This is a genomic window from Pseudolysinimonas sp. (assembly GCF_031389465.1).
Lineage (GTDB): Bacteria > Actinomycetota > Actinomycetes > Actinomycetales > Microbacteriaceae > Pseudolysinimonas_A.
The window spans coordinates 1-8,208 of sequence record NZ_JANMSQ010000258.1 but is presented as its reverse complement, the minus strand read 5'-3'; the positions used below and the strand labels follow the sequence as shown (position 1 = coordinate 8,208).

The window sequence follows — 8,208 nt, the reverse complement described above, 5'->3', positions numbered from 1 at the left end:
CGCGGGAACCGTCGCGCCGACAGCCCCGCGCCTCGCGTTGAGTAGCGCGCTCGTGCTCGCCGCCGGGGTGCTCGCGACGACGATCGGCACGCAGACCGCTGCCGCCCTCGGCTACGCGGTCGCTGAGGTCGCGTCCAGCGGCGGTACGGGTGCGATTTCCGCGCAGGCGGTCGCCCAGAAACTGCCGCTCTGGACCTACGTCGGCATCGCGGTCTACCTGCTCGTCGGTCTCGCCGTGTTCCTGACCTGGCTCATCAAGGAGCAGACGGCTCCCGAGCTCGTGATCGCGTTCTCGCTCTCGCTGCTCGGCTGGCTGATCGGGGCCGCCGGAGTGGCGTTCCGGCCCGCGACCAAGTAGGGCGCTGGGTGCAGTTCAGCCGTGAAGGAGTGACCCGTCTTTGGCGAGCACGTTCTTCTCGCCCGCCTCGATCGGGATGCTGAAGCGATTCTGCTTCGGCGGCAGCGGGCAGTTGAACGCGTACGAGAACGCGCACGGCGGCAGGATCGCACGGTTGAAGTCGAGCGTGATGGTGCCATCGGGGTTGGGTGCGACGAACAGGAAGCGCCCGACGCTGTAGGTGGTGTCGCCGCTCGTCCCGTCGGCGAACACGATCTGCAGTGCGCGGCCGGCTTTGAACGCGGCGAGGTCGTAGTCGACGCCGTCGCGGGTGAAGCGGATGCTGCCGGGGATGACCTCTTCGCGTGTGCTGTGCGTGCCCGCCTCATCGTCTTTGAGGTGCTGGAAGCCCATCGTCGTGCCCGCAGGGTTCTCTTCCCAGGCGGCGGTGACGATCCACGCGGGGTCGTACGGGAAGGTGTCGATCCCGCCGAAGTTCTCGATGCCCTCGGAGTGCGCATCCCACACCCGCAGTGCGTAGCCGCCACCCGACTGCGTGATGACGGCACCGCGCACGGTGTCGCTGAACACGATGTCGCCCGGGTTCGGGTCGTCTTTGCCGCGCACGACTGCCTCACTGTCGACGAGTTCGCCATTGACCCGGATGCCGTCAGCTGCCGTAGCGATGACCTTCACGCCGGACTCGCCCTCGGGCAGCGGCGCCCAGCGTCCTGGGACACCCCAGATCGCCTGCTCGGTGTCGACGAGCTGGGCGGTGGTGAGGGCTAGGCTGCCGAGCGGCTGAGTGACGGCCAGCTCGCGGCGTTCGTGGAAGTACGCGAGCTGTTCCTCGGGGGTCTTCTCCGACAGTTCCGTAGCGCTCAGCGTCATGCCGTCCATCCTCACTCAGGTCACTGACGTACAACCCGGGCGACACGAGCAAATTCCTCGGTCAGCAGGATGTCGGTCTTCGCACACCCGAGTATCTCTAGACTCCGGGGATGGCGTGGAGTGATGCAGCGGCTCAGTACCTTCGCGGTTCGACCTCGTGCCCCCGGTGCGAACGTGGTCCGGTCGGGCCGGAGCACTGCCCGAACTGCGGCGCGATCCTCGTCGGAAAGGTCGCCGACGAGTTGCGGGCGGTGTCGGCCGAGGCGGCAGATCTGCTGACTCGACGCCACGAGATCATCGGGCGCCTGACCACCAAGGCGGCCCTCGCGCCGCCGCCCGCTGGTCAGCCCACCACCGCGATGCCCCCCACTGTGCGGCCAGCTGCGGCGCCGGCATCCAGCTCACAGATCAGCCTGCAGTCTGTTCTTGCGATCGCGGGCGCCGTGCTCGTCGCGGTGGCGATCGTCGTGTTCCGGTTCTTCAACGTCGACGTCGACATCTCGGTGCGACGGTCCGTGATCGCTGTGGTCACCGTCGTCTTCCTCGGCTTCGCGTGGCTGCTGGCCCGCGTCAAACTCACGTTCTCGGCGGAAGCGGTCGGCGCACTCGCGATGGTCTTCGTCGCGCTCGACATCTGGGCCATCTCCGAGCTCGTGCCCGACGATGTCAACCCGTGGGCATTCGCGGCGAGCTCGACGCTGATCGCCGCAGTGCTCACCCTGCTCATCGCGGTGCTCGTGCGCCTGCGTACCTGGCTCTGGCTCGGCCTCGTGGGGCTGATCTTCGTACCGGCGTTCTTCGGCTACGCGGTCGATGGGCCGTGGTCGGCGATCTGGGGTCACGTCGGGTCGGTCGCAGTCGCCCTCGTCGGCTTCGAGATATCCCGACGACTCGTCGCGCGCTTCGCGAGCCCGCTGCGCGCCGACCAGATCACGACGACGGTTGCGGCAGCCCTCTTCGGCGTGATCGCGGTGCTGGGGCTGCCGACCGTATCCGTTCCCACCGAGTCCGCCCGGATCCTCGGTACGGCGCTCGTGCTGGCGGCACTGGCGGTGCTCGCCGGTTTCGCAACCCGCACGCTGGCGCCGATCGCGTGGAGCGTCGCTGTCGGCGTACTCGCGACGACGGCAGCGGCCATCCTTCCGTTCGCTTTCGAACTCGAATACGAGGGATGGGTGTTCGCGCTGGCGCCGGCGAGCGCGGCGGTCGCCCTAGCCGCGCTCGCGTTCGTGCCCTGGCCGGCCGTCATGCATCGCGTCGCCCTGCGTGCCGGCGCCCTCGTCGTCGCGCTCGCCGCAGCAGTACCCGCGGTGATCCTGGTGGTGCTGCAGTTGTTCTCACCCATCGTCAAGTCGCAGCTGTACGCGGTGCTGCCGCCGGTCGAGGGTGAACCCGTCGAGGAGCCGTCGTTCTGGTTCGACTCGATGGAGTCGGTGTCGCTGCTGACCTGGGAGACGAGCCTGGCGGCGATCCTCGGCATCGTCGCCGCCGCTCTCGGCGTGCTCGCCCTCGGCGCAGCCGTGCACCGTCAGGGCGGTTCGATGCGCCCGTGGCTCATCCTGGGCGCCTGGCTGGTCGCGGCCGCGCTCACCGCGGCTCCTTCGTGGTCGGCTCTCTCACGCCCTGCCGTTCTCCTCACCGGTATCGCCCTCGTCGTCGCGATCGCCGCCGTGCTGATTCGCGTCGGCCGGCTGTCGTCCCCTGCGCTGCGCGCTCCCCTGCTGACCGCTGCCCACGCGATCCTGCTCTACATCGGATTCATCAGCTGGGGCGATGACCGGCTCACCGTCGCCGGGGGCGCCGCGATCGTCGCGGCGCTCGCCCTGCTGGCGATGGCGATGCCTGCGGAGTACCGCGCCCTGTATGTCGCCGTGGGGTACGGGTACGCGCTCATCGTGTTCGCCTATGGACTCGACCTGCTCGGCCTCGATCCGATTCCCGTCGTCTGCTACACCGCGACGCTTGCGTCGGCCGTGGCCCTCGTCGTGACGCTCGTGAGACGGATTCGGCCGCCACTCTGGTACGCCGTGCTCGGCGTCACCGCGGTGCCATTCGCCATCGGGGTGGTGACCGTCATCGCCGAGCGCACCTGGGAGACCGCGCTCGCCAACGCGGCGATCTTCGCCCTCGCCCTCACCCTGACCCTCACCCGGCGCCCCGGACTGACCCGCTTCGTGCGCAGCGGCGCCGCGGCCCTGCTCCTGCCGTCGCTCGCCGTCGTGATCGTCAACGTCATCCCCCGCATCATCGAGACCAACATCGTGCCTGCGTGGAACGGCGGAGGCGGCGCTCCCGTCACCCTGCCGGTGATCGCCACGATCGTCGCCCTCGTGCTTCCGTCGATACCACTCATCGCCAACTCGCTGCACCGCGGTGAGGTCCCCGAAGAGGATGCCGCCTCGGTGCGGCTCTGGATCGAGATCTCGGCGTTCGTCACCGGTGCTATCGCCGCTCTGCTCTCGCTCGTGCTCGAAACCCCCGACCTCAGCACGTCGCTTCTGGTGTTCCTGATCATCGGCATCGGCGCTGCGGGGGCCGGCGTCTTCGCGAAGCGCCGGTACGGCTGGTGGCTGGCGGCCGGATGCTGGACAGCGGCGTTGTGGTGCGTGTGGGGCCTTGTCGGCATCCGCGATGTCGAGCCGTACGTCTACCCGCCCGCGGTTGCCACCGTGATCATCGGTCTCGTCGTGACCCTGCGCGGACGCAACGGCGCCGCGCTCGTGGCGCCGGGCCTCGCGATTGCGATCGTGACGTCGCTCGTCGTGCTCGCCGTCAGCGGATCCGGTGCGGATGCCGCGCTTCCCTGGCGTGCGATTGCACTTCTCACGGCGTCCCTCGTTCTGCTGCTGGTCGGAGTCGCGCTCATGCGTCGCTTCGAGCGTCTCGGCTCGCTGTGCCTGCCGGCCCTCATCGCGTCGATCGGAGCAGCATCAGCCGGGACGGTTCAGGCCGTGCGATACGCCTGGGAGCTGGATGACCTCGGCCTCGGGCATCCCGACCACGTGGTGTGGCCGGTGCTGACGTTCAGTGTCGTCGCCGCGATCCTCGCGGCCTCGGCAGGTCGCTACCTGACCGGAGCGGGCAGGTGGGCGCAGGTGCCCGCGCTCGCGTTCCTCGTGATCGGACCGATCGCCGCAGTCGCTCCGGGCGTCGCCCCGATGTGGGTGCTCTGGGCGCTCATGCTCGTACTGCTCGGGCTCGTGCTCCTCACCGTGGTGCGCGCCCTCCGCTCGGTGGCGGGAGCCGACCCGACGATCCTGCCGTCCACGTGGATCGTGTTCCTTGCCGCCTGGTGCGTCGGGGTCGCCGGGTGGAGCGTGCGCGACCTCAACGTCGAATGGTTCTCGCTCCCCCTCGGCATCGCCCTCGTCGGCGCCGGCGTTCTCGTGCTGAGGCGTGGCCCGGTGGAGCAGGGCGCGATCGATCGGCCCGGCACTCTCATGTCGTGGCCGGTCGGATTCACGCGTTCCTGGGCCGTTCTCGCGCCGGGGATCGTCGTCACGGTGCTCCCGTCGGTGCTGGCGACCGGCACGAACCCGGCGACGTGGCGGGCGATCCTCGTGCTCGCGCTCGCCCTCGCGGCCCTGCTCGTCGGCGCGCTGCTGCGCTATGCGGCTCCGTTCGTGCTCAGCCTGGTGGCCTTCGGTGTCGAGATCCTCGTCATCCTCGTGGTGCTCGTGGCCGGGCGCGACATCGATCCGGTGATCTTCTACGTCGCCGCCGGCGCCGCGGGAATCATCCTGATCACCGTCGCCATCTGGTTCGAACGGCGTTCGCGCGGCGACAAGGCGAACAGTGCCCAGATGCGCGACTTGCGCTGACCTAGCGCTGGCTCGCTTCCAGGTACACGCGAAATCGATCGGCGGCTGTCGCGATCGGCGCGGCCGCGGCGACGAACCCATCGGGGCGAACCAGGTAGAGCCGTGAGGCCTTGAGGCGGCGGTGAACGTCGGGTCCGAAGGCATGGGCTTCGAATCCGAGGGCGCCAGCGGCCTCTTCGACCGCGTCCGCCGGGGCACCGTAGCCGTGAACCTGCCAGGTCATCGAGCGGAGGGCCGCGAAGTTGTCGCCGCTCCACGACAACCGTCGCCCGATGACCCGGTCACGGCGGCCGTGACGCTGTGAGCGTTCGAGAGATGAGGCCCAGTAGTGGATGCGCAGCTGCGCCAGGTAGCCGAAGATGCGCTCGGTGCCGACCAACCGCGGTCCGAAGCGAACGGCGAGAGGTGCGACGAGCGGCACGATGCGATCGCGGAGGAAGCGGGCGAACCACGCGAGCGACGTGATGCGCGCGAAGGCGGCGTCCGTAGTGCGCACCAGGCGTCGTGCGACCGGCCGTCGCTCGGCCTCGTACCGATCGAGCAGGCTCGGCGCGGCACCGCCGTGGATGACGTCGCCGAGTTTGCAGGCGAGGTTGTGGGCATCCTGAAGGCCGGTATTCATCCCTTGCGCGCCGACCGGGGAGTGCACGTGGGCAGCGTCGCCGACCAGGAACACCGGCCCGTCGCGAAACCGGGCGGAGAGGCGATGGTGAACGCGGTAGCTCGCGAACCAACCGGAGCGCTCGTAGCGAATCGCGAACTCGGTGCGCAGTCGGGCGCGCACCTGGTCCTCGAGATCGCGCTCGGGGACGCTGCCGTCGACGATGCCGAGAATTCGGTGATGACCGGGGCTGCCCATCGGGAAGGCGAGCACGAAGTCATCCCGACTGACTCGGCTGTTCATGCCACCTTCGACGAGACCGTGAACGTCGAGGGCGTCGACCACGTAGAACCGCAGCGGGTTGGTCGATCCTTCGAAGTCGATGCCGAGCAGATCGCGCACTCGTGAGGATGACCCGTCAGCGCCGATGCACCAGCGTGCGCGGATGGTGATGGGGGTCTCGGTCTCGCCGGGAAGCGCGCCGGGGGGCCCGGGCGTCGCCAGGGTCGCTTCTACCGGGTGATCGGATCCTTCGTCGATTCGCAGCTCCCGCAGCTCGTGCCGCCAGCGCACCTCACGGCCGAAATCGCGGAAGGCATCCACCAGGATCCGTTCGTTGCGGCTCTGCTCGAGCACATAGATGCCCGGATACGGCGTGATGGTGCTGCCGAATCCGGCAAAACTCACGGGCCGGAACGTTCGGGTGCGGTAGCCGGGGACGATCTGCGGTGCGCGGTCGCATTCGTCGAGCACCCGATCGACGAGTCCGAGCTGGTCGTAGATCTCCATAGAGCGGGCGTGCAACGCGAGTGCCCGCGATTCACGCGTCGGCTCGCTCTTGCCGTCGACGATGATGACGTCGACACCGAGTCGAGCGAGGCACACCGCTGCCATGAGCCCGCTCGGCCCCGCACCGACGACGAGGACGTCGGTGTGAACTGTCGAAGGTGCGGTCACAGCGTCAGCCTTCCACCCCGGCTCGCACGCAGCTAGTGCCGGCGCTGCCAGTGCAAGGGTTAGAAAGGCGGTGGGTCGGAGTTCCAGGTGGCGCCGGTGGGGCTGGTCCAAGTGAGCCGGCCGTGTTCGTGTTGTTCTACCCGCCAGCGGGATTCCTCTTTGACGGTGTGATGTCGCGGGTGCAGGTGGCCGAGGTTGCCGGCGGAAGTCGTGCCGCCTTTCGACCAGGCCTTCGAGTGGTCGAGGTCGCAGGTTCGGGCCGAACGGCCGCAGCCGTAGAACCGGCAGGTGCCATCCCGCAGCGCGAGCCACCGTTTCAGATCCGCCGGCGGCCGATACCTCGTGCGATCCACATCCAGAATCGTGGACGACACCGGGTGGGTGAGGATGCGGTAGAACGACGGCGCATGCGCGGTCAGCTTCCGGGCGGTGTCGGCGTCGATCGGGCCGTAACCTTCGAGGGTCGCCGGCTCGTCGGAGAGTCCGAGCAGGCTGAGCATCGGCACGAGAACACCGACCGTGACCCGTGGCGCAGTTGCCGGGTCGGAACGGCCGGTGAGCATGTCGGCCGCCACGTCGGCGCGCAGCTGGTCGAGGGTGCGGGTCTCATCGGGAGCGTCGGCGAGGTGCCGCGCGATGCCGTCGATGCGCTGCCAGGCCGTTTCGGCATCCGGGGCGGTGAGGTGTAAGCCGAGCCACGCCATGCCGTCGCGGTCGTTGTCGCGCCAGAAGCGACGGCCGCAGGCCGCCTCGGTGTGCCGATCGGTCAGTGAGCGCGGGTGCAACCGCTCGCGGAGCGTGCGCATCCGGTCTTTGAACCGCGCGGGCGCGAGGCTCGCGAGCTCGAGCGCCTTGCCGTCGAGGGTGCCATCGCTCTCGGAGTTCTCGGGGAGCGACTCGAGGGTCACCGCCACGCAGCGGGCGTTCGCGACCGAGATCTCACCCTCGAGAAAGATCGACCACAGTCGTGGTGCCCGCGTGCGCAACAGGTCGGCCTGCCGCGCCATGGTCATGACCGTGCCCTCCGCCATGGTCAGCCGCATCGCGAGGTCAGCGATTGCGGCATCGACCGCGATGTCGATCTGCCGTTTCGTGGGCTCATCGGTCAGCGCCACATAGACCTCGGGATGCCGTCGCGCCTCCGCCAGCACCCTCGCTATCGCCGCCATCTGTGCCGCCGTCGCGCGCGCAATCTGCCCTGCGGCGAACTCGGCGCGGGCCAGCTGCGAGTCGACGCGGGTGTCAGGTCGCGACTCGTCCCACGCCGTCTCGGGCGGATCGACGTACCCGAAGTCGTCGATCGCGGGCGGGTAGCTGGTCATGTCTTCACGGAATCGAAGACCACCGACAATCGGCACCTCTCGGGAGCCGAAAGGCAGCGCGCACGAGCAACCGTTACCGATTCGTTATTTCACGCCTCCCAGCGTCGCTCCAGGCGGGTCTGCCTATCGTCAGGTCGTGCCCGACACCCCACGCCACGGCCGTCTCGACCGCCGCGGACCGATCCGCACCGCACTCATCGCTGTGGCATCAGCGCTCGCCGTGCTGCTCGTCAGCACGGCGTCGGTCGGCGCGATCGCCGCATGGCAGCTCTCGTCGAG

Annotated in this window: 4 protein-coding genes and 1 pseudogene; 2 read left to right on the top strand and 3 right to left on the bottom strand. The window is 69.0% G+C overall.

Annotation, left to right across the window (positions count from 1 at the left end; genetic code table 11):
• Positions 1 to 358 (top strand): annotated as a pseudogene (locus RMO30_RS10335) (hypothetical protein); the annotation flags it as partial.
• Positions 359 to 373: 15 nt separating this feature from the next.
• Here RMO30_RS10335 and RMO30_RS10330 read toward each other — a convergent pair.
• Positions 374 to 1,228 carry a DUF1684 domain-containing protein gene (locus tag RMO30_RS10330; protein ID WP_309712938.1) on the bottom strand — a complete coding sequence of 285 codons (855 nt, stop codon included), beginning with the start codon at positions 1,226 to 1,228 and terminating at the stop codon, positions 374 to 376.
• A gap of 110 nt (positions 1,229 to 1,338) precedes the next feature.
• Here RMO30_RS10330 and RMO30_RS10325 point away from each other — a divergent pair, with 110 nt between their 5' ends.
• Positions 1,339 to 5,049 carry an SCO7613 C-terminal domain-containing membrane protein gene (locus RMO30_RS10325; protein WP_309712935.1) on the top strand — a complete coding sequence of 1,237 codons (3,711 nt, stop codon included), beginning with the start codon at positions 1,339 to 1,341 and terminating at the stop codon, positions 5,047 to 5,049.
• A gap of 1 nt (position 5,050) precedes the next feature.
• Here the strand turns inward: RMO30_RS10325 and RMO30_RS10320 are convergent, their stop codons facing one another.
• Positions 5,051 to 6,607 (bottom strand): FAD-dependent monooxygenase, encoded by a 1,557-nt coding sequence (locus tag RMO30_RS10320; RefSeq protein WP_309712932.1) that lies wholly within the window; start codon positions 6,605 to 6,607, stop codon positions 5,051 to 5,053.
• A gap of 59 nt (positions 6,608 to 6,666) precedes the next feature.
• Positions 6,667 to 7,929, bottom strand: coding sequence for a DUF222 domain-containing protein (locus RMO30_RS10315; RefSeq protein ID WP_309712928.1), 1,263 nt, complete (start codon positions 7,927 to 7,929; stop codon positions 6,667 to 6,669).
• Positions 7,930 to 8,208: the final 279 nt, after the last annotated feature.